The organism is Enterobacter sp. S-33, from assembly GCF_028735835.1.
Lineage (GTDB): Bacteria > Pseudomonadota > Gammaproteobacteria > Enterobacterales > Enterobacteriaceae > Enterobacter > Enterobacter vonholyi.
Window position 1 is genome coordinate 4559890 of sequence record NZ_CP117838.1, and the last position, 24082, is coordinate 4583971.

A 24082-nucleotide genomic window follows, 5' to 3' on the forward strand; every position below is an offset into this window, starting at 1 on the left:
GCCATCCTTTCGGATGGCCTCTTCACTTGTTTGATGCCTGGCAGTTCCCTACTCTCACATGGGGAGACCCCACACTACCATCGGCGCTACGGCGTTTCACTTCTGAGTTCGGCATGGGGTCAGGTGGGACCACCGCGCTAAAGCCGCCAGGCAAATTCTGTTAATCTGTATCAGGCTGAAATTTGATTGTTCTGTCTCTTCGCCAAAACACCTTCGGCGTTGTAAGGTTAAGCCTCACGGTTCATTAGTATCGGTTAGCTCAACGCATCGCTGCGCTTACACACCCGACCTATCAACGTCATAGTCTTTAACGTTCCTTCAGGAGACTTAAAGTCTCAGGGAGAACTCATCTCGGGGCAAGTTTCGTGCTTAGATGCTTTCAGCACTTATCTTTTCCGCATTTAGCTACCGGGCAGTGCCATTGGCATGACAACCCGAACACCAGTGATGCGTCCACTCCGGTCCTCTCGTACTAGGAGCAGCCCCCCTCAATTCTCCAGCGCCCACGGCAGATAGGGACCGAACTGTCTCACGACGTTCTAAACCCAGCTCGCGTACCACTTTAAATGGCGAACAGCCATACCCTTGGGACCTACTTCAGCCCCAGGATGTGATGAGCCGACATCGAGGTGCCAAACACCGCCGTCGATATGAACTCTTGGGCGGTATCAGCCTGTTATCCCCGGAGTACCTTTTATCCGTTGAGCGATGGCCCTTCCATTCAGAACCACCGGATCACTATGACCTGCTTTCGCACCTGCTCGAGCCGTCACTCTCGCAGTCAAGCTAGCTTATGCCATTGCACTAACCTCCTGATGTCCGACCAGGATTAGCTAACCTTCGTGCTCCTCCGTTACTCTTTGGGAGGAGACCGCCCCAGTCAAACTACCCACCAGACACTGTCCGCAACCCGGATCACGGGTCTACGTTAGAACACCAGCCATTAAAGGGTGGTATTTCAAGGACGGCTCCACGCAGACTGGCGTCCACGCTTCAAAGCCTCCCACCTATCCTACACATCAAGGACCAGTGTTCAGTGTCAAGCTATAGTAAAGGTTCACGGGGTCTTTCCGTCTTGCCGCGGGTACACTGCATCTTCACAGCGAGTTCAATTTCACTGAGTCTCGGGTGGAGACAGCCTGGCCATCATTACGCCATTCGTGCAGGTCGGAACTTACCCGACAAGGAATTTCGCTACCTTAGGACCGTTATAGTTACGGCCGCCGTTTACCGGGGCTTCGATCAAGAGCTTCGCGTTGCCGCTAACCCCATCAATTAACCTTCCGGCACCGGGCAGGCGTCACACCGTATACGTCCACTTTCGTGTTTGCACAGTGCTGTGTTTTTAATAAACAGTTGCAGCCAGCTGGTATCTTCGACTGATTTCAGCTCCACCCGCAGGGGCTTCACCTACATATCAGCGTGCCTTCTCCCGAAGTTACGGCACCATTTTGCCTAGTTCCTTCACCCGAGTTCTCTCAAGCGCCTTGGTATTCTCTACCTGACCACCTGTGTCGGTTTGGGGTACGATTTCGTGTTACCTGATGCTTAGAGGCTTTTCCTGGAAGCAGGGCATTTGTTACTTCAGCACCGTAGTGCCTCGTCATCACACCTCAGCGTTAATAAACGACCGGATTTACCTGGTCGTTCCGCCTACATGCTTAAACCGGGACAACCGTCGCCCGGCTAACATAGCCTTCTCCGTCCCCCCTTCGCAGTAACACCAAGTACAGGAATATTAACCTGTTTCCCATCGACTACGCCTTTCGGCCTCGCCTTAGGGGTCGACTCACCCTGCCCCGATTAACGTTGGACAGGAACCCTTGGTCTTCCGGCGAGCGGGCTTTTCACCCGCTTTATCGTTACTTATGTCAGCATTCGCACTTCTGATACCTCCAGCATGCCTCACAGCACACCTTCAACGGCTTACAGAACGCTCCCCTACCCAACAACGCATAAGCGTCGCTGCCGCAGCTTCGGTGCATGGTTTAGCCCCGTTACATCTTCCGCGCAGGCCGACTCGACCAGTGAGCTATTACGCTTTCTTTAAATGATGGCTGCTTCTAAGCCAACATCCTGGCTGTCTGTGCCTTCCCACATCGTTTCCCACTTAACCATGACTTTGGGACCTTAGCTGGCGGTCTGGGTTGTTTCCCTCTTCACGACGGACGTTAGCACCCGCCGTGTGTCTCCCGTGATAACATTCTTCGGTATTCGTAGTTTGCATCGGGTTGGTAAGCCGGGATGGCCCCCTAGCCGAAACAGTGCTCTACCCCCGAAGATGAATTCACGAGGCGCTACCTAAATAGCTTTCGGGGAGAACCAGCTATCTCCCGGTTTGATTGGCCTTTCACCCCCAGCCACAAGTCATCCGCTAATTTTTCAACATTAGTCGGTTCGGTCCTCCAGTTAGTGTTACCCAACCTTCAACCTGCCCATGGCTAGATCACCGGGTTTCGGGTCTATACCCTGCAACTTAACGCCCAGTTAAGACTCGGTTTCCCTTCGGCTCCCCTATACGGTTAACCTTGCTACAGAATATAAGTCGCTGACCCATTATACAAAAGGTACGCAGTCACACCACGAAGGTGCTCCCACTGCTTGTACGTACACGGTTTCAGGTTCTTTTTCACTCCCCTCGCCGGGGTTCTTTTCGCCTTTCCCTCACGGTACTGGTTCACTATCGGTCAGTCAGGAGTATTTAGCCTTGGAGGATGGTCCCCCCATATTCAGACAGGATACCACGTGTCCCGCCCTACTCTTCGAGTTCACAGCCTGTGTGCTTTCGTGTACGGGACTGTCACCCTGTACCGTGCGACTTTCCAGACGCTTCCACTAACACACAAGCTGATTCAGACTCTGGGCTGCTCCCCGTTCGCTCGCCGCTACTGGGGGAATCTCGGTTGATTTCTTTTCCTCGGGGTACTTAGATGTTTCAGTTCCCCCGGTTCGCCTCGTTAACCTATGTATTCAGTTAACGATAGTGCAACGAATTGCACTGGGTTTCCCCATTCGGACATCGCCGGGTCAAAGGTTCATATCACCTCGCCGGCGCTTTTCGCAGATTAGCACGTCCTTCATCGCCTCTGACTGCCAGGGCATCCACCGTGTACGCTTAGTCGCTTAACCTCACAACCCGAAGATGTTTCACTTCAAGATTGCGAAAATTTGAGAGACTCGAACACACCATTAAGATGTGTCGTTTCAATTTTCAGCTTGATCCAGATTTTTAAAGAGCAAATATCTCAAACATGACTCGCAAGTCAGTTTTGAGATATGACGGCAGGTGACTTTCACTCACGAACCAGCAAGTGGCGTCCCCTAGGGGATTCGAACCCCTGTTACCGCCGTGAAAGGGCGGTGTCCTGGGCCTCTAGACGAAGGGGACGTGTAGTCTCAATCGCAAGACGCCTTGCTATTTACTTTTCATCAGACAATCTGTGTGAGCACTACAAAGGCAGGTTCTTTAAGGTAAGGAGGTGATCCAACCGCAGGTTCCCCTACGGTTACCTTGTTACGACTTCACCCCAGTCATGAATCACAAAGTGGTAAGCGCCCTCCCGAAGGTTAAGCTACCTACTTCTTTTGCAACCCACTCCCATGGTGTGACGGGCGGTGTGTACAAGGCCCGGGAACGTATTCACCGTAGCATTCTGATCTACGATTACTAGCGATTCCGACTTCATGGAGTCGAGTTGCAGACTCCAATCCGGACTACGACGCACTTTATGAGGTCCGCTTGCTCTCGCGAGGTCGCTTCTCTTTGTATGCGCCATTGTAGCACGTGTGTAGCCCTACTCGTAAGGGCCATGATGACTTGACGTCATCCCCACCTTCCTCCAGTTTATCACTGGCAGTCTCCTTTGAGTTCCCGGCCTAACCGCTGGCAACAAAGGATAAGGGTTGCGCTCGTTGCGGGACTTAACCCAACATTTCACAACACGAGCTGACGACAGCCATGCAGCACCTGTCTCAGAGTTCCCGAAGGCACCAATCCATCTCTGGAAAGTTCTCTGGATGTCAAGAGTAGGTAAGGTTCTTCGCGTTGCATCGAATTAAACCACATGCTCCACCGCTTGTGCGGGCCCCCGTCAATTCATTTGAGTTTTAACCTTGCGGCCGTACTCCCCAGGCGGTCGACTTAACGCGTTAGCTCCGGAAGCCACGCCTCAAGGGCACAACCTCCAAGTCGACATCGTTTACGGCGTGGACTACCAGGGTATCTAATCCTGTTTGCTCCCCACGCTTTCGCACCTGAGCGTCAGTCTTTGTCCAGGGGGCCGCCTTCGCCACCGGTATTCCTCCAGATCTCTACGCATTTCACCGCTACACCTGGAATTCTACCCCCCTCTACAAGACTCTAGCCTGCCAGTTTCGAATGCAGTTCCCAGGTTGAGCCCGGGGATTTCACATCCGACTTGACAGACCGCCTGCGTGCGCTTTACGCCCAGTAATTCCGATTAACGCTTGCACCCTCCGTATTACCGCGGCTGCTGGCACGGAGTTAGCCGGTGCTTCTTCTGCGGGTAACGTCAATCGATGAGGTTATTAACCTCACCGCCTTCCTCCCCGCTGAAAGTACTTTACAACCCGAAGGCCTTCTTCATACACGCGGCATGGCTGCATCAGGCTTGCGCCCATTGTGCAATATTCCCCACTGCTGCCTCCCGTAGGAGTCTGGACCGTGTCTCAGTTCCAGTGTGGCTGGTCATCCTCTCAGACCAGCTAGGGATCGTCGCCTAGGTGAGCCGTTACCCCACCTACTAGCTAATCCCATCTGGGCACATCTGATGGCAAGAGGCCCGAAGGTCCCCCTCTTTGGTCTTGCGACGTTATGCGGTATTAGCTACCGTTTCCAGTAGTTATCCCCCTCCATCAGGCAGTTTCCCAGACATTACTCACCCGTCCGCCGCTCGCCGGCAAAGTAGCAAGCTACTTTCCGCTGCCGCTCGACTTGCATGTGTTAGGCCTGCCGCCAGCGTTCAATCTGAGCCATGATCAAACTCTTCAATTTAAGTTTGATGCTCGTGAATTAAACTTCGTAATGAATTACGCATGTTCACTCAGAGACTTGGTATTCATTTTTCGTCTTGCGACGTTAAGAATCCATGTCACTTTGAGTGCCCACACAGATTGTCTGATAAATTGTTAAAGAGCAGTGCCGCTTCGCTTTTCGCTGCGGCGCGGGGTGTGCATATTACGCCTTCCCGCTTCAGAGTCAAGCGTTTATTTACGCTATTCTCTGCTGACCTGGCGGCGTGTGTGCCGTTGTTCCGTGTCAGTGGAGGCGCATTATAGGGAGTTATTCCGACGTGACAAGAGGAAATTTAAAAAAAGTTTTCATCCGCGTTTTTTTTCACCACCCGAGGTGAAATCAAGCTACAAATTGTTCTATTTGATGTATCTGCAACCACAATCACATTCGAGGTGGCATAATTATCAGCATGTATCTTTAAGGAATAAAAGCGATGCCATTAAGCGCACAACAGCTGGCCGCCCAAAAAAACCTGTCGTACGTGCTGGCAGAAAAGCTGGCGCAGCGGATTTTAGCGGGTAAATATGCCCCCGGTAGCATCCTGCCGGGTGAAATGGAGCTGGGTGAGCAGTTTGGAGTGAGTCGTACCGCGGTTCGCGAGGCGGTAAAAACCCTGACGGCAAAAGGTATGGTGCTTCCACGTCCTCGCATTGGCACACGCGTAATGCCACAGAGTAACTGGAATTTTCTCGATCAGGAGCTGCTCTCCTGGTGGATGACGGAAGATAACTTTCATCAGGTCGTCGATCACTTTCTGGTGATGCGCAGCAGCCTTGAACCTCAGGCATGTCTGCTTGCCGCTACGCTGGGAACAGCAGAGCAGAAAGCGCAGCTTAACGCGTTGATGGAAGAGATGGTGTTCCTGAAAAAACACTTCAACCGCGAACGCTGGGTTGAGGTCGATATGGCCTGGCATGAACACATCTATATGATGAGCGCCAATCCGTTCCTTACCTCTTTTGCCTCTTTATTTCATTCGGTGTATCACACCTACTTTACCTCTATTACACAAAACGAAGTGGTAAAACTGGATTTGCATCAGGCGATAGTGGATGCCATCCAGGAAAGCGACGGGCAACGAGCCCTGAGTGCGTGCCAGGCATTGCTGGCCGCGCCAACCCACCAGCAGGTAAATAAATGACAAAGAAAAAAGCGCGCAGCATGGCCGGATTGCCGTGGATTGCAGCCATGGCGTTTTTTATGCAGGCACTGGATGCTACCATCCTCAACACCGCGCTTCCCGCTATTGCGCAAAGCCTCAACCGTTCCCCACTGGCGATGCAGTCCGCCATCATCAGCTACACCCTGACGGTGGCAATGTTAATACCGGTCAGCGGCTGGCTGGCCGACCGCTTTGGCACCCGCAGAGTTTTCATGCTGGCCGTAACGCTCTTTACGCTCGGTTCACTGGCCTGTGCGCTCTCCTCATCATTAACAGAGCTGGTTATCTTCCGCGTATTGCAGGGTATCGGCGGCGCGATGATGATGCCCGTGGCGCGCCTTGCCCTACTGCGAGCCTACCCGCGCAGCGAGTTACTTCCCGTGCTCAACTTCGTTACCATGCCAGGCCTTGTTGGCCCGATACTTGGCCCGGTACTCGGTGGCGTGTTTGTCACATGGGCAAGCTGGCACTGGATCTTCCTGATTAATATCCCAATTGGCGTTGCGGGGCTGCTGTATGCCCGCAAATATATGCCGAACTTCACCACGCCAAGGCGCAGCTTCGACATGGGCGGCTTTTTCCTGTTCGGCCTGAGCCTGGTATTATTCTCCAGCGGGATGGAGCTGTTTGGCGAGAAGATCGTCGCAACGTGGATAGCGCTCTCCATTATCCTGGGCGGTATTCTGTTATTTCTTCTTTATATACGTCACGCGCGCCGCCATCCGACACCGTTAATCTCCCTGGGGCTCTTTAACACCCGAACCTTTTCCGTAGGGATTGCAGGCAACATTGCGTCTCGTCTGGGGACGGGTTGTGTGCCGTTCCTGATGCCATTGATGCTGCAGGTGGGTTTCGGCTACCCGGCCCTGATTGCTGGCTGCATGATGGCGCCCACGGCAATGGGCTCGATTTTGGCAAAATCAACCGTTACGCAGGTGCTGCGCTGGTTTGGCTATCGTAAGACGCTGGTTGGCGTGACGGTCTTTATCGGTTTGATGATTGCGCAGTTTTCGCTGCAGTCCGCCGCGTTACCCGTCTGGATGCTGATCCTGCCGCTGTTTGTGTTGGGCATGGCGATGTCGACGCAGTTCACATCGATGAACACCATCACCCTCGCCGATCTGACTGACGAGAACGCCAGTAGCGGCAACAGCGTGCTGGCGGTAACGCAACAGCTGTCGATCAGTTTAGGGGTTGCCGTGAGTGCAGCGGTGCTGAGGTTTTATGAGGGTTTTGACAACGCAAATACCGTTGAGCAGTTCCACTATACCTTTATCACCATGGGCGCACTTACCGTGGTATCGGCGCTGGTCTTTATGCTGTTAAAACCGAAAGACGGCAGAAACCTGATTAAAGAGCGTCATAAAGAGAAAGCTAAACCGAACCGCGTTCCATCAGAACAGGAGTAAGCTGCAGGCGTTGTTGCTGCAGCGTGGGCTGCGCCATACGGTGGATCAACACATCTATGGCCAGCTCTCCCAGTTCATCCTTCGGCTGATGAATAGTAGTCAGCGGCGGCGTCATGTAGCGGGCAAGTTCAATATCATCGTAGCCAATCACCGCCATATCGTCCGGCACGCGTAGCCCCGCCTGGTACAACGCCTGATAGGCACCAAACGCCATCGCATCATTACCAATAAAGACCGCCTGCGGGCGCTGCGCTTGCGTCAGCAGTTTCTGCATTGCCTCGAAGCCACCGTTAAATTCGAAATCACCAGTGATCCGGTAGCCATCAGGAATGGCGAGCCCTGCTCGATCCATGGCGGAGAGATACCCTTCCAGACGCAAACGCGCCGGGGTTTTATCCAGCGGACCGGTAATACAGGCGATGCGGGTATAGCCTTTATCAATCAGATACTGAGTCGCCATATCACCACCCAGCAGGGAGTTATCCTGAATGAGATCGCTGGTTCCGTCGAATGGGGCCCAGTCCATCATCACGGTGGGAATAGAAGGATAGCGCTGGATGATCTCTTTCGAGGGCTGGTGCGTTTCGGTGCAGAGCAACAGTAGCCCGTCGACGCGTTTTTGCATCAGCGTCTCCAGGTTACGATTCATGCGCTGCTCGTCACCTTCGGTGTTACACAGCACCAGGCTGTAGCCGCGCTCGAAGCAGCTGCGCTCCACGCCGCGAACCAGTTCTGAATAAAAGGGGTTGGTACTTGCGGTGATCAGCATACCGATGGTGCGCGTCTGATTGAGCTTAAGGCTGCGCGCCAGCGCAGACGGCGCATAGTTGAGTTCTTTTACCGCAGCTTCGACTTTTTCCCGAATCGCCTCGCTGACGAAGCGATCTTTATTAATGACGTGGGAGACCGTCGAGGTAGAAACGCCCGCCATACGGGCGACATCTTTCATTGTAGCCAAGCGTTACCCCTGCTGACTTAAAAATTCATCGATCTCTTTACGCCACGGAACGGAAGGCTGGGCGCCCTTGCGCGTCACCGCAATCGCGGCAGCGGCGTGAGCGAAGCGAATAGCGTCATCCATTTTCTTGCCTTCCAGCAGCGCGGTCACCAGTGCACCATTGAAGGTGTCTCCCGCTGCAATGGTATCAATCGCTTTGACCTTAAAGCCCGGCACGCGACGGCCTTCGCCATTGACGCTTGCCCACACCCCACGGCTGCCAAGGGTGATAATTACGGTGCCGATGCCCTTATCATGCAGTGCACGCGCGGCTCGTGCGGCATCGTCATCATTTTCTACGCGAATGCCCGTCAGCTTTTCGGCTTCGGTTTCGTTCGGCGTAATGATGTCCACCAGCGCCAGCAGCTCGTCTGATAATACACGTGCTGGGGCCGGGTTCAGTACAACAGTGGTATGATTTTCATGCGCAATTTTTGCGGCGGCCAGCACGCATTCAACCGGTGATTCCAGCTGCATGAGCAGGGCTTCCGCTCCGGCGATGATTGCACGTTGCGCTTCTACGCGCTCCGTCGTCAGCGCAGCGTTAGCCCCAGCATGAATACCGATGACATTCTCACCTTCAGCGTTGACGAAAATCAGCGCCACGCCGGTAGATTCCCCTGCAACAACGCTGACCGGTGCGATATCAATGTTGTCGCTCGCGAGCTGCTTGCGTACACGCTCACCGGTATCGTCATCACCCGTGCAGGCGATAAACGCAATATTCGCCCCGCTACGACCGGCAGCCACGGCCTGGTTGGCACCTTTACCGCCAAATGCCACCTGATACTGATTACCCGTGACGGTTTCGCCCGGTGCAGGGAACGATTCAAGGTTAAGAATGTGATCGGCATTGATACTGCCAAGGACGACGAGGTTGCCTGCGGTTTTCATGGTTGGGTTGTCCATCTGAGAGCGCCACCGGTGTTACCCGGTGGCGTATGCCACACTTTTCTTTTATTGGTGTCCCTCAGGCAGCCAGCGACTGCCTGATTCGCCTTTTACTGCTTGATGACCAGCTTCAGGTCAACCGGGTATTTAGCCTGAACTTTTTCGCCCTTCAGCACTTTGTCGGCAGTTTCAACGCCAGTGGCGCCAATCTGCTCAGGCAGCTGAGCGATGGTCGCAGCCAGTTTGCCATCGTTTACTGCTTTTTCACCATCCGGCGTGCCGTCAAATCCGACAACCATCACATCAGATTTACCTGCAGTCTGCAGAGCACGCAGCGCACCGAGCGCCATTTCGTCGTTCTGCGCGAAGACCGCCTGCACATCAGGGTGTGCGGTCAGCAGGTTCTGCATGACGTTCAGACCTTTGGTACGATCGAAGTCTGCTGGCTGGCTCGCCAGCACGTTGAATTTGTGTGCAGCCACAGCCTGCTGGAAGCCTTCGCCACGCTCGCGGGCGGCAGACGTACCGGCAATCCCCTGCAGTTCGATAACTTTCGCGCCTTCGCCAGCTTTCTTCGCGATGTAATCACCCGCGATTTTGCCGCCCAGCACGTTATCAGACGCAATGTGGCTCACCACGTCGCCTTTGGTTGCCTGACGGTCCAGGGTGATCACCGGAATTTTCGCCTGGTTTGCCATTTTAACGGCGTTACCTACGGCGTCAGAGTCGGTTGGGTTGATCAGCAGAATCTTGGTGCCACGAACGGTTAAGTCCTGAACGTTAGCCAGCTCTTTCGCCGGGTTGTTCTGTGAATCCAGCACCACCAGGTTGTAGCCCAGCTTGTCAGCTTCTTTCTGCGCACCGTCCTTCAGGGAGACGAAGAACGGGTTGTTCAGGGTTGAGACAACCAGCGCGATGGTATCTTTCGCCATGGCGTTAGCACTTACGGTTGCGCTCAGCGCGACAGCGGAAACCAGGGTAGCCAGTTTTTTCATGTTCATATCTAAGATGTCCTGTAGTGTCGTCAGTTACTGTTTTTTGTTGTCTACCAGTACCGCCAGCAAAATCACCACTGCCTTAACGATCATCTGGTAATAGGAGGAAACACCTAACAAATTCAAACCATTATTCAGGAAACCGAGAATCAGTGCGCCGATCAATGTCCCAACAATGCGACCTTTACCGCCCGCAAGACTCGTACCGCCCAGAACCACTGCCGCGATAGCATCCAGCTCATACCCCGTACCCGCCGTCGGCTGCGCGGAAGAGAGGCGCGCCACTTCGATAATGCCCGCCAGTGACGCCAGCAGACCGCACAGGGAGTAGACGATAACTTTGACTTTATTAACGCTGATACCGGACAGGCGCGTTGCCGCTTCGTTACCGCCCAGCGCATAAATATAACGGCCCAGACGGGTATGGTGCAGCATGTACCACGCCGCCAGGAAGACGATAGCCATGATCCAGACCGGTGTCGGAACACCCAGCGGGCGACCGATACCGAACCAGCCAAACAGATCGGCGTTATCGGTGAAGCCGGTATTGACCGGGCTGCCGTTGGTATAAACCATGGTCACCCCGCGCAGCAGCAGCATCATCACCAGCGTGGCGATGAATGCCTGAACGCGACCTTTTGCCACAATCACGCCGGTGACGGCGCCAATCGCGGCCCCTGCCGCCAGGGCCGCGGCCACAGCCACCAGCGCGTTGACTTCAATCCCGACAAGCGAAGCGGCGATCGCGCCGGTAAGGGCCAGCAGGGAACCGACGGACAGATCGATACCTGAGGTCAAAATTACCAGCGTCATGCCGACCGCCATAATGGCATTCACCGACGTCTGCTGCAGAATGTTGAACAGGTTATTAACGGTGAAAAAGTTCGGGCTCATGGTCGATACAATCGCGATCAGCACCAGCAGGGCAATCAGCGATTTTTGCTCCATGAGCCACGCCTTTGTGAAATAGCGGCGACCAGAAACAGCCTGGGTAGTCATCTTCTTACTCCTGATTCACGCGATTAAGCTTGCCCACAGCGGCAGCCATCAGAACTTCCTGGGTGGCCTGCTCGCGAGTGAATTCACCGCCGAGATGCCCTTCATGCATAACGATAATGCGATCGCTCATGCCTAATACTTCTGGCATCTCGGAAGAGACCAGAATGATGCTCAGACCGTCGGCCTTAAACTGGTTAATCAGCTGATAGATCTCTTTCTTCGCGCCCACGTCCACGCCGCGGGTTGGCTCGTCGAGGATCAGCACTTTCGGGCGCGTCATCAGCCCGCGCGCAATCGCCACTTTCTGCTGATTCCCGCCGGATAACAGGCCAATCGCCTGCTCCATCGACGGGGTTTTGACGTTAAAGAGGCGGATAAAATCGCTGACCGCCTGCTGTTCGTCTTTATGCTTCAGGCTTCCACCGCTATGGCTGAAATAGCGCAGCGCGGTCAGGGACATGTTCTCTTTTACCGACATGCCCAGCACCAGGCCATCGCGTTTGCGGTCTTCGGAGATATAGACGATGCCGTTCGCCAGACCATCCTGCGGAGAGCGGGTGACCACTTCATGGCCGTCAAGGGTGACATAACCGCTGGTGCGCGGCAGTGCGCCGTACAACACTTTCATCAGCTCGGTACGTCCCGCCCCCATCAGGCCCGCCACGCCCAGGATCTCGCCCTGGCGCAGGGTAAAGGTCACGTCGTTCACGCCCGGACCGCAGAGGTTGTCTACCTTCAGGCGGATCTCTCCCGGCGCTTTATCCAGATGCGGATATTGATCTTCAAGCTTACGTCCCACCATCATTTCAATGAGCGTATCTTCGGTCAGCGTGGCCACTTCGCGCTCGGCAATAAACTGCCCGTCGCGGAAAACGGTGACGTCGTCGCAGATCTCGAAGATCTCTTTCATGCGGTGAGAGATATAGACAATCCCGCGCCCCTGCGACTTCAGCTCGCGGATGACGCGGAACAGGGATTCGGTTTCAGTATCGGTCAGGGCGTCGGTCGGTTCATCCATAATGATGACCTTAGACTCAAAGCTCAGCACCTTCGCGATTTCCACCATCTGCTGATCGCCAATCGACAGATCGCCTACCAGACGGTCGCTCTTAAAGCGCAGGTTCAGCTTCGCCAGCAGCTTGTCCGCTTCAGCATACATAGTTTTCCAGTCGATTTTGCCGAACCGGTTAACAAACTCGCGGCCGAGGAAGATGTTTTCCGCAATGGTGAGCTGCGGGATCAGGTTCAGTTCCTGGTGAATAATGCCGATACCCGCTTCCTGAGAAGATTTCGGGCCAGTGAAGGTGGTTTCTTTACCCAGCCAGAGGAGTGAACCGGCATCGCGTTGATAGATACCGGTTAGCACTTTCATCATGGTGGATTTGCCGGCGCCGTTTTCCCCCACCAGCGCCATTACGCGCCCGGGGTAGACGTTCAGCGCCGCGCCGGAGAGGGCTTTTACGCCCGGGAACGACTTATCGATCCCTTTGAGTTGCAGTAATGCGTCCATGATGGCCTCAGAAGGTGACGCCAGCACAGAGAATGATATTCGCATACGGGGAACACTCCCCGCTGCGAATTACCGCCTGACTGTCTGCGGTTTGTTGTTTGAACTGCTCGTGCGTTGTGTAACGAATTTCTATGGTGTTTCCCTGGTGTTGTTGCAGTTGCTCAATATGGCTGAGCAACGTTTCGTGGAGTTGCGGATTATGTTGTTTGATTTCCGCCGCGAGAATGGCTGCCTCAACCTGCATCTCCGCCGTCACGACTTCCAGTACCTGCATAAACGAAGGAACACCCTGCGTTAACGCCATATCAATACGGGTTGTGCTGCGCGGAACCGGTAAGCCTGCATCGCAAACCACCAGCGTATCGGTATGCCCAAGGCGGGAAATAACCGATGAGATTTCTGAGTTGAGTACCGTGCCTTTCTTCATTTTCTTGCTCCACTAGCGAAACGTTTCGCTAAAAGTAGTGTAGCGCCAGAAATGTTCAGAAAACCATCATGACGTAACAGATTTGTGATCGACGTCGAAACGTTTCGCTAAGTGAAATATTGATGGGAGAAATAGCCCGACGGCGCTTCGCTTGCAAGGGCCTACGGGTTTGGTAGGCCGGGTAAGCGCAGCGCCACCCGGCATTTTCGAAAGGACTTAAATCTCGACCTGCGTACCCAGCTCTATCACGCGGTTAGGCGGGATCTCAAACTGGTCAGGCGCGCGCAGGGCGTTACGCTGCAGGATCAGGTACAGTTTGCCGCGCAGGCGCAAATACCAAGGGCGCTTGCCGATGATAAGCGATTCGTGAGACATAAAGAACGACGTCTCCATCATCCGGCAGCTCAGCCCTTCAAGACCGCAGCGGTGGAACACCTCTTCCACGTTTGGCGTTTCACGCCAGCCGTAGCTCGCCACCACGCGCCAGAATGTCGGGGAGAGCTGCTCGATTTGCACACGACGCACGTTGTGAACGTAAGGCGCATCTTCGGTACGCAGCGTCAGCAGAATCACGCGCTCGTGCAGCACTTTGTTGTGCTTGAGGTTATGCATCAGCGCGAAGGGAATGACGTTCAGGGCGCGAGACATGTACACCGCGGTGCCCGGCACGCGGACCGGCGGGGATTTCTCCAGAGAAGCGATCATCGCCTCAAGAGAGTTCCCGTGCTCGTGCATACGGCGCAGCAGACGGAAACGCTCGCTTTTCCAGGTGGTCATGACGATGAACATCACCAGACCCAGCGTCAGCGGCAGCCAGCCGCCGGAGACAATCTTGTCGAGGTTTGCGGAGAACAGCGGCACGTCAATGCACAGGAAGCCCACCAGAATCATCGCCACGAGGAATTTATTCCAGTGCCAGTTTCGGTACGCCACCGTGGTGGAGAGAAGCGATGTCAGCACCATCGTACCGGTTACCGCAATACCGTACGCCGCCGCCAGGTTGCTGGAGTGCTCGAAGCTGACGATAACAATCACAACAGCGAAGTAGAGCAGCCAGTTAACGAACGGGATGTAGATCTGGCCCGACTCCATCTCAGAGGTATGGATGATGCGCATCGGAGAGAGATACCCCAGACGCACGGCCTGGCGCGTCAGAGAAAACACGCCGGAAATCACCGCCTGAGAGGCAATGACGGTCGCCAGCGTCGCCAGGATCAGCATCGGCACCAGCGCCCAGTCAGGTGCCAGCAGGAAGAACGGGTTCTTGATCGCTTCCGGGTTTTTAAGTAACAGCGCACCCTGGCCGAAATAGTTCAGCACCAGCGACGGCAGCACCACAATAAACCAGGCCACGCGGATAGGCAGTTTCCCGAAGTGCCCCATGTCAGCATATAGCGCTTCCACACCGGTGATGGAGAGCACGACGGCACCCAGCGCCACGAAGGAAACCACTTTGTATTCAAGGAAGAAATGCACGGCCCAGTAAGGGTTCAGCGCATGCAGCACTTCCGGGTTAGCAATAATGCTGCGCAAACCAAGCGCCGCCAGGATCAGGAACCAGGCCAGCATAATCGGCGCAAACAGTTTGCCCACCAGCCCGGTACCGTGCTTCTGGATCATAAACAGCAGCGTCAGGACAATAATGGCCAGAGGAACAACCCATGAATCGAGCTGCGGGGCAATAATTTCCAGCCCCTCTATCGCCGAGAGCACCGAAATAGCCGGCGTTATCACCACTTCCCCATAGAAGAAGCTGCCGCCAATCAGGCCGATAATCACCAGCACGGACGTCATCCTGGCTGACGTATTGCGCCCTGCAAGGGACATCAGGGTCAGGATCCCACCTTCACCTGCGTTATCAGCACGCATAACGAAGGAGAGATATTTAACGGAAACCACCAGGATCAGCAGCCAGAAGATGAGGGACAGGAAGCCAAATACGGCATCGCGCTCAACACCAAAGCCAAACTGGCCGGACAGACATTCACGAAGCGTATAAAGCGGGCTGGTGCCAATATCACCGTAGACAACCCCGATCGCCGCAAGCGTTATTGCGGGTAATGATTGCTTATTATCAGTGCTCATAGACTAGTCTTTTCGTTTAAATAACAAATGTGTTCCTGGTCCCTTGGCCCACAAAAAGCGCACAGTATGCACGATTCATTGCAAAATCGTACCCCTAAATGCAACCGCATTAATGTAGCGCAAAGAAAATTGCGCCGCACTTCAGTCTATTACCAGCCCTGACTGAAACGTCTATACTCGCTTCAATTGGCCGCCACGACGGCGAAAGGATGCAAAACTATTATGGCTCACTCACATTTATTAGCAGAAAGAATTTCCCGCCTTAGCAGCGCGCTGGAGAAAGGCCTTTTCGAGCGTAGCCACGCCATTCGCCTCTGTTTACTGGCGGCGTTGAGCGGCGAGAGCGTGTTTTTGCTGGGTCCGCCGGGCATTGCCAAAAGCCTGATTGCCCGCAGGCTAAAATTTGCTTTTCAGAACGCCCGCGCCTTCGAATATCTCATGACCCGGTTTTCCACCCCAGAAGAAGTTTTTGGCCCGCTTTCCATTCAGGCACTGAAAGATGAGGGGCGCTATCAGCGTCTGACAGAAGGGTATCTTCCGGAGGCTGAAATTGTCTTTCTTGATGAGATCTGGAAAGCGGGACCGGCCATTCTGAACACCCTGCTCACGGCGATAAACGAACGTCAGTTCCGCAACGGCGCCAGTGAAGAAAAAATCCCAATGCGCCTGCTGGTGGCCGCCTCAAACGAACTGCCTGAAGCCGACAGCAGCCTGGAAGCGCTGTATGACCGTATGCTGATCCGCCTGTGGCTGGACAAAGTACAGGATAAATCCAACTTCCGCTCCATGCTGGTCAGCCAGCAGGACGAGAGCGAAAATCCGGTCCCCGCTTCGCTGCAGGTGACGGATGAGGAGTACCACCAGTGGCAGCAGGATATTGGCAAAATCAAATTGCCGGACGCGGTATTCGAGCTGATCTATCTGCTGCGTCAGCAGCTTGATCACCTTCCTTCGGCGCCCTATGTCTCCGATCGCCGCTGGAAAAAAGCGATCCGTCTGCTGCAGGCCAGCGCCCTGTTCAGTGGCCGCGATGCCGTTGCCCCCATCGATCTGATCCTGCTGAAAGATTGCCTCTGGCACGACGCGGAAGGCATGAATCTGATGCAGCAGCAGCTTGACGTTTTGATGACCGGACACGCCTGGGGACAGCAGGCGATGCTCAATCAGTTGGGGGCGATTGCCCAGCGGCGCATCCAGCTCCAGCAGCAGCAAAGTGATAAAACCGCGCTGAAAGTGAATCGCCTGGGGGGGATGTTCGCACGCAAACCGCACTATGAATTACCCACTGAACTCACCAGCCCGACGCTGACCCTGCTGCTCCAACAGCCGCTTAAGCTGCATGATATGCAGGTGGTGCATGTGACGATTGAGCGCGAGGCGCTGGCACAGTGGCTGGATAAGGGCGGAGAGATCCGTGGAAAGCTCAACGGCATCGGTTTCGCGCAGCCGCTGAATATGGAAGTGGACAGCAGCCAGCATCTGGTGATCCGCGACGTCAGCCTGCAGGGATCGCGTCTGGCGCTGCCGGGCACCGCCTCGGACAGCGTACCGGAAGAGATTAAGCAGCAGCTGGAAGCGCTGGATACGGAATGGCACCAGCAGCACACCCGCTTTAGCGAGCAGCAAAAGTGCCTCTTTATTCATAGCGACTGGTTAGGTCGCATCGAAGCCAGCCTGCAGGACGTCAGCGCGCAGATTAAACAGGCGCGTCAATGCTAACTCTGGATACGCTTAACGTCATGCTGGCCGTCAGCGAGGAAGGGTTGATCGAAGAAGTGGTCATAACCCTTCTGGCTTCGCCGCAGCTGGCAGCCTTCTTTGAAAAATTTCCGAAGCTCAAAAAGGCGATGACGGACGATCTTCCGCGCTGGCGGGAAAATTTGCGTCAGCGGTTCAGGGAGACCGAAGTTCCGCCTGAGCTAACGGAAGAGGTGGCCTGTTATCAGCAGTGCCAGCGGCTCTCCACATCGCAGTTTATCGTTCAGCTTCCGCAAACCCTGACGCTGCTCGACAAGGTCCACTCTCCGTTTGCCAGCCAGGCCCGGGCGCTGGTCACGGATAACGCCACGTTCACTCCCGCACTGCACACCCTCTTCTTACAGCGCTGGCGCCTCAGCCTGGTGGTGCAGGCTACGACGCTAAACCAGCAGCTGCTGGACGAAGAGCGCGAACAGCTGCTCAGTGAAGTTCAGGAGCGCATGACCTTAAGCGGCCAGCTTGAGCAGGTGCTGGTGGAGAATGAAAACGCCGCAGGGCGTCTCTGGGATATGAGCGCCGGTCAGCTCCGGCGCGGGGACTATCAGCTGATCGTCAAATACGGCGATTTTCTGGCGCAGCAGCCCGAGCTGATGAAGCTTGCAGAACAGCTGGGTCGCTCAAGGGAGGCAAAGTCGGTCCCAAAGAAAGATGCCCCCATGGAGACCTTCCGCACCCTGGTGCGCGAACCGGCTACCGTGCCGGAGCAGGTCGACGGGCTCCAGCAGAGTGATGACATTTTACGCCTGCTGCCCACGGAACTGAGCACGCTCGGGATGACCGAGCTGGAGTATGAGTTTTATCGTCGGCTGGTGGAAAAACAGCTCCTCACCTACCGGCTGCACGGCGAAGCCTGGCGCGAAAAGGTAAGCCAGCGTCCTGTGGCTCATCAGGATTTTGATGAACAGCCGCGCGGGCCATTCATAGTTTGCGTGGATACGTCCGGATCGATGGGTGGGTTTAACGAGCAGTGTGCGAAGGCGTTCTGTCTGGCACTGATGCGCGTGGCGCTCGCCGATCGCCGTCGCTGCTTCATCATGCTGTTCTCCAGCGAAGTCGTGGGCTATGAGCTGACGAACCAGCAGGGGATCGAGCAGGCAATCCGCTTCCTGAGCCAGCGTTTTCGCGGTGGAACCGATCTGGCAAGCTGTTTTCGCAGCATTGTGGAGCGTATGCAGGGCGGCGACTGGTACGACGCTGACGCAGTGGTGATTTCCGATTTTATTGCCCAGCGGCTGCCGGATGATGTGGTCAATAAGGTGAAGGAATTACAGCGGGTGCATCAACACCGTTTTCATGCGGTGGCGATGTCCGCCCATGGAAAACCCGGCATCATGCGCATCTTCGATCATATCTGGCGCTTTGATACCGGGCTGCGTAGCCGCCTGCTCAGACGCTGGCAGCGTTAATTACAGAAGAGAGCCAACGCTTTCACGTACCTGCTGCGGCCAGACACCACACTGAACCTGACCGATATGAGGTAATTGCAGCAGCAGCATGGTCAGACGGGACTGGCCGATACCGCCGCCAATCGTCTGCGGCATTTCGCCGCGCAGCAGCGCCTGGTGCCACTCGAGTTTGAGACGGTCTACATCACCGGTGACCGCCAGCTGGCGCTTCAGCGCGTCAGCATCCACGCGGATCCCCATAGAAGAGAGCTCGAATGCGTCTTCCAGTATCGGGTTCCAGACAAGAATATCGCCGTTCAGCCCGGCAAATTCGCCCTCACCCGCAGTACTCCAGTCATCATAATCAGGCGCACGAACGTCGTGGCGTTTGCCATCAGACAATTTGCCGCCGATACCGATCAGGAACACAGCACCTAATTCTTTGGCGATCGCACGCTCGCGGCCTTTGGCATCCAGATCCGGGAAACGGGTCAGCAGTTCCTGGCTGTGGACAAAGTGGATCGTATCCGGCAGGAACGTTGCCAGACCAAACTCTTTGCTCACTGCCGCTTCGGTTGCTTTGATCCCGGCGTAGATCGCCTCAACGGTGGATTTCAGCGTACCGATATGACGTTCACCATCACCCATTACGCGCTCCCAGTCCCACTGGTCAACGTAAACAGAATGAATCGGTGAAAGGCGATCTTCATCAGGGCGAAGGGCTTTCATGTGCGTGTAGAGCCCTTCGCCCGCGCTGAAGTCGTGTTGTCCCAGGGTCTGACGCTTCCACTTCGCCAGTGAATGAACCACTTCGAACTGGGCGTCTGGCAGTGTTTTCACTTTCACCTGTACCGCTTTTTCGCATCCAGAGAGGTTATCCTGCGTCCCGTCACCCACGCGGCTGAGGATCGGTGCCTGGACTTCAATCAGCCCAAGCTTCTCTTCCAGCTGGCGGGAAAAATGGGATTTTACGAAACTGATCTGGCGTTGTTTTGCGATGTAAGCGGTTTTCATTATTTATACTCCTGCGTCCTGTTGATATTGATTAAGCAACAGAAACGGCGCCTTATTCAATAACCCATCAACAAAAAGCCACCTCCATTTTTGATTCGATAAAATATAGCGCTAGAATAAAGTGATTCATTAATCTTCATAAGAAAAAGCTATGGAAAATTATCAGATCGACAATCTCGACCGCGGCATTCTGGAGGCGTTAATGGCCAATGCCCGTACCGCCTACGCCGAACTGGCGAAACAGTTTGGCGTCAGCCCGGGAACCATTCACGTTCGCGTAGAAAAGATGAAGCAGGCAGGGATCATTACCGGTGCGCGCATTGACGTCAGCCCAAAGCAGCTGGGTTACGACGTCTGCTGCTTTATCGGCATCATTCTTAAAAGCGCCAAAGACTACCCTTCTGCCCTGGCGAAACTGAACGCGCTGGATGAAGTCACCGAGGCGTACTACACCACCGGGCACTACAGCATCTTTATTAAAGTTATGTGCCGATCCATCGACGCACTCCAGCAGGTACTTATCAACAAGATCCAAACAATCGATGAAATTCAGTCCACCGAGACCCTGATCTCCCTGCAAAACCCGATCATGCGTACCATCCGCCCGTGATCGGGCAAATTCATTCCCACATTTTCCACAGGTAGATCCCAGCTCGTTCACAGCGTACAATGGCCGTCTCTTTATCTGGGCGAGCGATCAATGGCGGACATTACCCTTATCAGCGGCAGCACCCTTGGTGGTGCGGAATACGTAGCGGAACATCTGGCTGAAAAGCTGGAAGAGGCGGGCTTTTCCACGGAAACCCTGCACGGCCCGTTGCTTGAAGATCTCCCGACTGACGGGGTCTGGTTGCTGATCACCTCCACGCACGGCGCGGGGGATCTGCCGGATAATCTGCAACCTTTATATGACGAACTGCTGGAACAGCAGCCCGACCTGTCAAACATCCGTTTTGGCGCAGTGGGGATCGGCAGTCGTGAATATGACACCTTTTGCGGGGCAATAGAGAAAGTCGAAGCCGCTGTTACCTCCTGCGGAGCAAAACAGCTGGGTGAAACGCTCAAGATCAACATCCTCGATCATGACATTCCCGAGGATCCAGCCGAGATCTGGCTCGCGGAATGGAAAAATTTACTCAAAAACGATTAAAGATCGCGCGAACAGATGTGGATAACTCTGGTTAAAAGCTCGTATTAACCCGTAGTTATCCAAATAACAACCGTAGCGCCGTTTTTAGCCTGTGTATAAAGTCGCGTTCTGATCCCAGCTTATACGGTCCAGGATCACCGATCATTCACAGCAAACGATCCTTTCTAACTGCATGATCTTCTTTATGAGATCGGACTTATCCACACAGGTTCGCGATCCTAATAAGAGATCACAATAGAACAGATCTCTAAATAAAAAGATCTTCTTTTTAATAGCCCAGGATCCCAATGCTTTCTCGAAAGACTAAAGTTGAGTAGAATCCACGGCCCGGGCTTCAATCCATTTTCATACCGCTTTACGCGAGGCAGACCACCATGTTTTATCAGGATCCTTTTGACGTCATCATCATTGGCGGGGGTCACGCAGGCACTGAGGCCGCAATGGCCGCAGCGCGAATGGGTCAGCAGACCCTGCTTTTGACACACAATATCGACACGCTGGGACAAATGTCCTGTAATCCGGCGATTGGCGGCATTGGGAAAGGACACCTGGTAAAAGAAGTGGATGCACTTGGCGGCCTGATGGCGAAAGCGATCGATCGGGCCGGCATCCAGTTTAGGATACTAAACGCGAGTAAAGGTCCCGCTGTGCGTGCGACCCGTGCCCAGGCAGACCGCGTGCTTTACCGTCAGGCGGTGCGTACCGCCCTGGAGAATCAGCCGAACCTGATGATCTTCCAGCAGGCGGTTGAAGATCTAATCGTTGAGAACGATCGCGTCGTGGGTGCCGTGACCCAGATGGGCCTCAAATTCCGCGCCAAAGCCGTGGTGCTGACCGTGGGTACATTCCTTGACGGTAAAATTCATATTGGTCTCGATAACTACAGCGGTGGCCGTGCCGGCGATCCGCCTTCTATTCCACTGTCTCGCCGTCTGCGTGAACTGCCGCTGCGCGTCAGCCGCCTGAAAACCGGTACGCCGCCGCGTATTGATGCGCGCACCATTGATTTCAGCGTGCTGGCGCAACAGCACGGTGATAACCCAATGCCGGTCTTCTCGTTCATGGGCAATGCGGCACAGCATCCGCAGCAGGTGCCGTGCTATATCACGCATACCAACGAGAAAACCCACGATGTGATCCGCAATAACCTCGATCGCAGCCCGATGTACGCCGGCGTGATCGAAGGGATCGGTCCGCGCTACTGCCCGTCGATCGAGGACAAAGTGATGCGCTTCGCCGATCGTAACCAGCACCAGATCTTCCTGGAGCCGGAAGGGCTGACCTCGAACGAAATTTACCCGAACGGCATCTCCACCAGCCTGCCGTTTGACGTGCAGATGCAAATTGTTCGCTCAATGCAGGGCATGGAGAACGCAAAAATCGTTCGCCCTGGCTACGCTATTGAGTACGATTTCTTCGATCCGCGTGACCTGAAGCCAACCCTGGAGAGCAAATTCATCCACGGTCTGTTCTTTGCGGGTCAGATTAACGGCACCACCGGCTACGAAGAAGCGGCTGCACAGGGCCTGCTTGCCGGTCTGAACGCCGCGCGCTTCTCTGCTGAGAAAGAGGGCTGGGCACCCGGCCGTTCTCAGGCGTATCTGGGCGTGCTGGTTGACGATCTCTGCACGCTGGGTACCAAAGAACCGTACCGTATGTTTACCTCTCGCGCGGAATATCGCCTGATGCTGCGTGAAGATAACGCCGACCTGCGTTTGACCGAAATCGGCCGCGAGCTGGGTCTGGTCGATGACGAACGCTGGGCGCGCTTTAACGAGAAGCTGGAGCGCATTGAACAGGAACGTCAGCGCCTGAAAACCACCTGGGTGAATCCGCAGGCGGAAACCGCTGCCGAAGTAAACGCTCACTTAACCGCGCCGCTGTCGCGCGAGGCCAGCGGTGAAGATTTGTTGCGCCGTCCTGAAGTCACCTACGAGAACCTGGTCAAACTGACCGCGTTCGCGCCGGGCCTGGAAGATGCTGAAGCGGCAGAGCAGGTTGAGATCCAGGTTAAGTACGAAGGTTACATCGCGCGTCAGCAGGATGAGATCGAAAAACAGCAGCGTAACGAAAACACGCTGCTGCCGGAAATGCTGGACTACCGCCAGGTGACTGGCCTTTCCAACGAAGTGATCGCCAAGCTGAACGATCACAAACCGGTCTCGATCGGCCAGGCCTCACGTATCTCCGGCGTCACGCCTGCAGCGATTTCCATTCTGCTGGTGTGGCTGAAAAAGCAGGGCATGCTGCGCCGTAGCGCGTAAGGCCCGGAATATTGCCCGGTGGCGCAGCGCTTACCGGGCCTACTGAACCCGTAGGGCGGGTAAGCCAAGCGCCACCCGCCACCTAAGTTTTCCAACAGGTATTCACCGTGCTCAACAAACTCTCTCGTCTGCTGGATCAGGCAGGTATTTCGCTCACCGATCACCAGAAAAATCAGCTGGTGGCCTATGTCGATATGCTGAATAAATGGAATAAAGCGTACAACCTGACGTCTGTTCGCGACCCCAACGAGATGCTCGTTCGCCACATTCTCGACAGCATCGTGGTTGCCCCTTATCTGAAAGGTGAGCGTTTTATCGACGTAGGGACGGGCCCTGGTCTGCCGGGTATTCCGCTGTCGATTGTTCGCCCTGAGAGCCATTTCACGCTTCTGGACAGTCTTGGCAAGCGTGTGCGCTTTTTACGTCAGGTACAGCATGAGCTGAAGCTTGAAAATATTACGCCCGTACAGAGCAGGGTAGAGGCTTTCCCGGCAGAGCCGCCGTTTGACGGGGTTATCAGCCGCGCATTTGCGTCGCTCAATGATATGGTGAGCTGGTGCAAGCACTTACCTGCTGAGAATGGCCGCTTTTATGCGCTAAAAGGGCAGTTGCCAGGCGATGAGATTGAACAGCTTCCGGACGGTTTTGCTGTTGAATCCATCGAGAAATTAAACATTCCTCAGCTCGATGGCGAACGTCATCTGGTGATAATTAAGCCAAACAATTTTTAAAAAATTAATAAAAAATGTGGAATTTGTGCTGTTCTTCGCATGTTAAAAAACAGCACAACTACCGGGGATTTACTGGTGAGCTTTTAACCTCGTTTTTACTAAGGTTTTTCTTCTGGTTAACCTGGCGACTATTCTTCCTCTTGAAGATAGTCATCTGTGAAAATATAAGTCTGCTAAAAGTGGAAAGCAGTAACCAGAACGCAATGTTAATTATTTATTAAGAATGTCAATAAAAGGTTTTTATTGTGTACCGGGCTGTTTTGAAAATAG

Annotated in this window: 16 protein-coding genes, 1 tRNA gene and 3 rRNA genes; 8 read left to right on the forward strand and 12 right to left on the reverse strand. The window is 54.5% G+C overall.

Annotation, left to right across the window (positions count from 1 at the left end):
* Positions 1 to 35: 35 nt before the first annotated feature.
* The 4 genes from rrf to PUP35_RS21700 all read right to left on the reverse strand — a co-directional run bounded on the left by rrf (position 36) and on the right by PUP35_RS21700 (position 5014).
* A 5S ribosomal RNA gene (rrf, locus tag PUP35_RS21685) occupies positions 36 to 151 on the reverse strand.
* 72 nt (positions 152 to 223) lie between these two features.
* Positions 224 to 3129, reverse strand: a 23S ribosomal RNA gene (locus PUP35_RS21690).
* A 183-nt stretch (positions 3130 to 3312) separates the two neighbouring features.
* Positions 3313 to 3388: transfer RNA gene (locus PUP35_RS21695), tRNA-Glu, on the reverse strand.
* 84 nt (positions 3389 to 3472) lie between these two features.
* Positions 3473 to 5014, reverse strand: a 16S ribosomal RNA gene (locus PUP35_RS21700).
* Together the 16S, 23S and 5S rRNA genes with 1 tRNA gene alongside form the textbook arrangement of a ribosomal RNA operon.
* Positions 5015 to 5468: 454 nt before the next feature.
* On the opposite strand from PUP35_RS21700, the gene PUP35_RS21705 reads away from it, so the two are divergent.
* Positions 5469 to 6176: a FadR/GntR family transcriptional regulator gene (locus tag PUP35_RS21705; protein WP_023309775.1), complete on the forward strand. Its 708-nt coding sequence runs from the start codon at positions 5469 to 5471 to the stop codon at positions 6174 to 6176.
* Positions 6173 to 7606: a multidrug transporter subunit MdtD gene (gene mdtD, locus PUP35_RS21710; protein ID WP_274241389.1), complete on the forward strand. Its 1434-nt coding sequence runs from the start codon at positions 6173 to 6175 to the stop codon at positions 7604 to 7606. Before PUP35_RS21705 ends, mdtD begins: the two co-directional genes overlap by 4 nt.
* Here mdtD and rbsR read toward each other — a convergent pair.
* The 7 genes from rbsR to kup all read right to left on the reverse strand — a co-directional run bounded on the left by rbsR (position 7572) and on the right by kup (position 15510).
* The gene (gene rbsR, locus PUP35_RS21715; RefSeq protein WP_111964226.1) at positions 7572 to 8564 is read right to left on the reverse strand and encodes a ribose operon transcriptional repressor RbsR; all 993 of its coding nucleotides are present in this window, start codon (positions 8562 to 8564) and stop codon (positions 7572 to 7574) included. The genes mdtD and rbsR overlap by 35 nt on opposite strands.
* A gap of 3 nt (positions 8565 to 8567) precedes the next feature.
* Complete coding sequence (rbsK, locus tag PUP35_RS21720) at positions 8568 to 9497, reverse strand: ribokinase (RefSeq protein ID WP_274243353.1); 930 nt, start codon at positions 9495 to 9497, stop codon at positions 8568 to 8570.
* Positions 9498 to 9604: 107 nt separating this feature from the next.
* Positions 9605 to 10495: a ribose ABC transporter substrate-binding protein RbsB gene (rbsB, locus tag PUP35_RS21725; RefSeq protein ID WP_008503498.1), complete on the reverse strand. Its 891-nt coding sequence runs from the start codon at positions 10493 to 10495 to the stop codon at positions 9605 to 9607.
* Positions 10496 to 10522: 27 nt separating this feature from the next.
* The gene (gene rbsC, locus PUP35_RS21730) at positions 10523 to 11488 is read right to left on the reverse strand and encodes a ribose ABC transporter permease (protein ID WP_021242657.1); all 966 of its coding nucleotides are present in this window, start codon (positions 11486 to 11488) and stop codon (positions 10523 to 10525) included.
* A 4-nt stretch (positions 11489 to 11492) separates the two neighbouring features.
* Positions 11493 to 12998: a ribose ABC transporter ATP-binding protein RbsA gene (gene rbsA, locus PUP35_RS21735; protein ID WP_021242658.1), complete on the reverse strand. Its 1506-nt coding sequence runs from the start codon at positions 12996 to 12998 to the stop codon at positions 11493 to 11495.
* 7 nt (positions 12999 to 13005) lie between these two features.
* On the reverse strand, positions 13006 to 13425 hold the full coding sequence (gene rbsD / locus PUP35_RS21740; RefSeq protein WP_003862392.1) for a D-ribose pyranase: 420 nt from the start codon (positions 13423 to 13425) through the stop codon (positions 13006 to 13008).
* A gap of 216 nt (positions 13426 to 13641) precedes the next feature.
* The gene (kup, locus tag PUP35_RS21745; protein WP_023309781.1) at positions 13642 to 15510 is read right to left on the reverse strand and encodes a low affinity potassium transporter Kup; all 1869 of its coding nucleotides are present in this window, start codon (positions 15508 to 15510) and stop codon (positions 13642 to 13644) included.
* 222 nt (positions 15511 to 15732) lie between these two features.
* On the opposite strand from kup, the gene ravA reads away from it, so the two are divergent.
* Complete coding sequence (ravA, locus tag PUP35_RS21750) at positions 15733 to 17229, forward strand: ATPase RavA (RefSeq protein ID WP_274241400.1); 1497 nt, start codon at positions 15733 to 15735, stop codon at positions 17227 to 17229.
* Complete coding sequence (gene viaA, locus PUP35_RS21755) at positions 17223 to 18674, forward strand: ATPase RavA stimulator ViaA (RefSeq protein WP_115876781.1); 1452 nt, start codon at positions 17223 to 17225, stop codon at positions 18672 to 18674. The genes ravA and viaA overlap by 7 nt, the downstream gene beginning before the upstream one ends.
* Here the strand turns inward: viaA and asnA are convergent, their stop codons facing one another.
* On the reverse strand, positions 18675 to 19667 hold the full coding sequence (gene asnA / locus PUP35_RS21760) for an aspartate--ammonia ligase (RefSeq protein WP_115876780.1): 993 nt from the start codon (positions 19665 to 19667) through the stop codon (positions 18675 to 18677).
* Positions 19668 to 19818: 151 nt separating this feature from the next.
* Between asnA and asnC the strand changes: the two genes are divergently transcribed.
* The 4 genes from asnC to rsmG all read left to right on the forward strand — a co-directional run bounded on the left by asnC (position 19819) and on the right by rsmG (position 23812).
* Positions 19819 to 20277, forward strand: a complete 459-nt coding sequence (gene asnC, locus PUP35_RS21765; RefSeq protein WP_008500198.1) for a transcriptional regulator AsnC — start codon at positions 19819 to 19821, stop codon at positions 20275 to 20277.
* Positions 20278 to 20367: 90 nt separating this feature from the next.
* Positions 20368 to 20817, forward strand: coding sequence for an FMN-binding protein MioC (mioC, locus tag PUP35_RS21770; RefSeq protein ID WP_271369048.1), 450 nt, complete (start codon positions 20368 to 20370; stop codon positions 20815 to 20817).
* Between the two features lie 374 nt (positions 20818 to 21191).
* Positions 21192 to 23081, forward strand: a complete 1890-nt coding sequence (mnmG, locus tag PUP35_RS21775; RefSeq protein ID WP_115876779.1) for a tRNA uridine-5-carboxymethylaminomethyl(34) synthesis enzyme MnmG — start codon at positions 21192 to 21194, stop codon at positions 23079 to 23081.
* 107 nt (positions 23082 to 23188) lie between these two features.
* Positions 23189 to 23812: a 16S rRNA (guanine(527)-N(7))-methyltransferase RsmG gene (rsmG, locus tag PUP35_RS21780; protein ID WP_115876778.1), complete on the forward strand. Its 624-nt coding sequence runs from the start codon at positions 23189 to 23191 to the stop codon at positions 23810 to 23812.
* Positions 23813 to 24082: the final 270 nt, after the last annotated feature.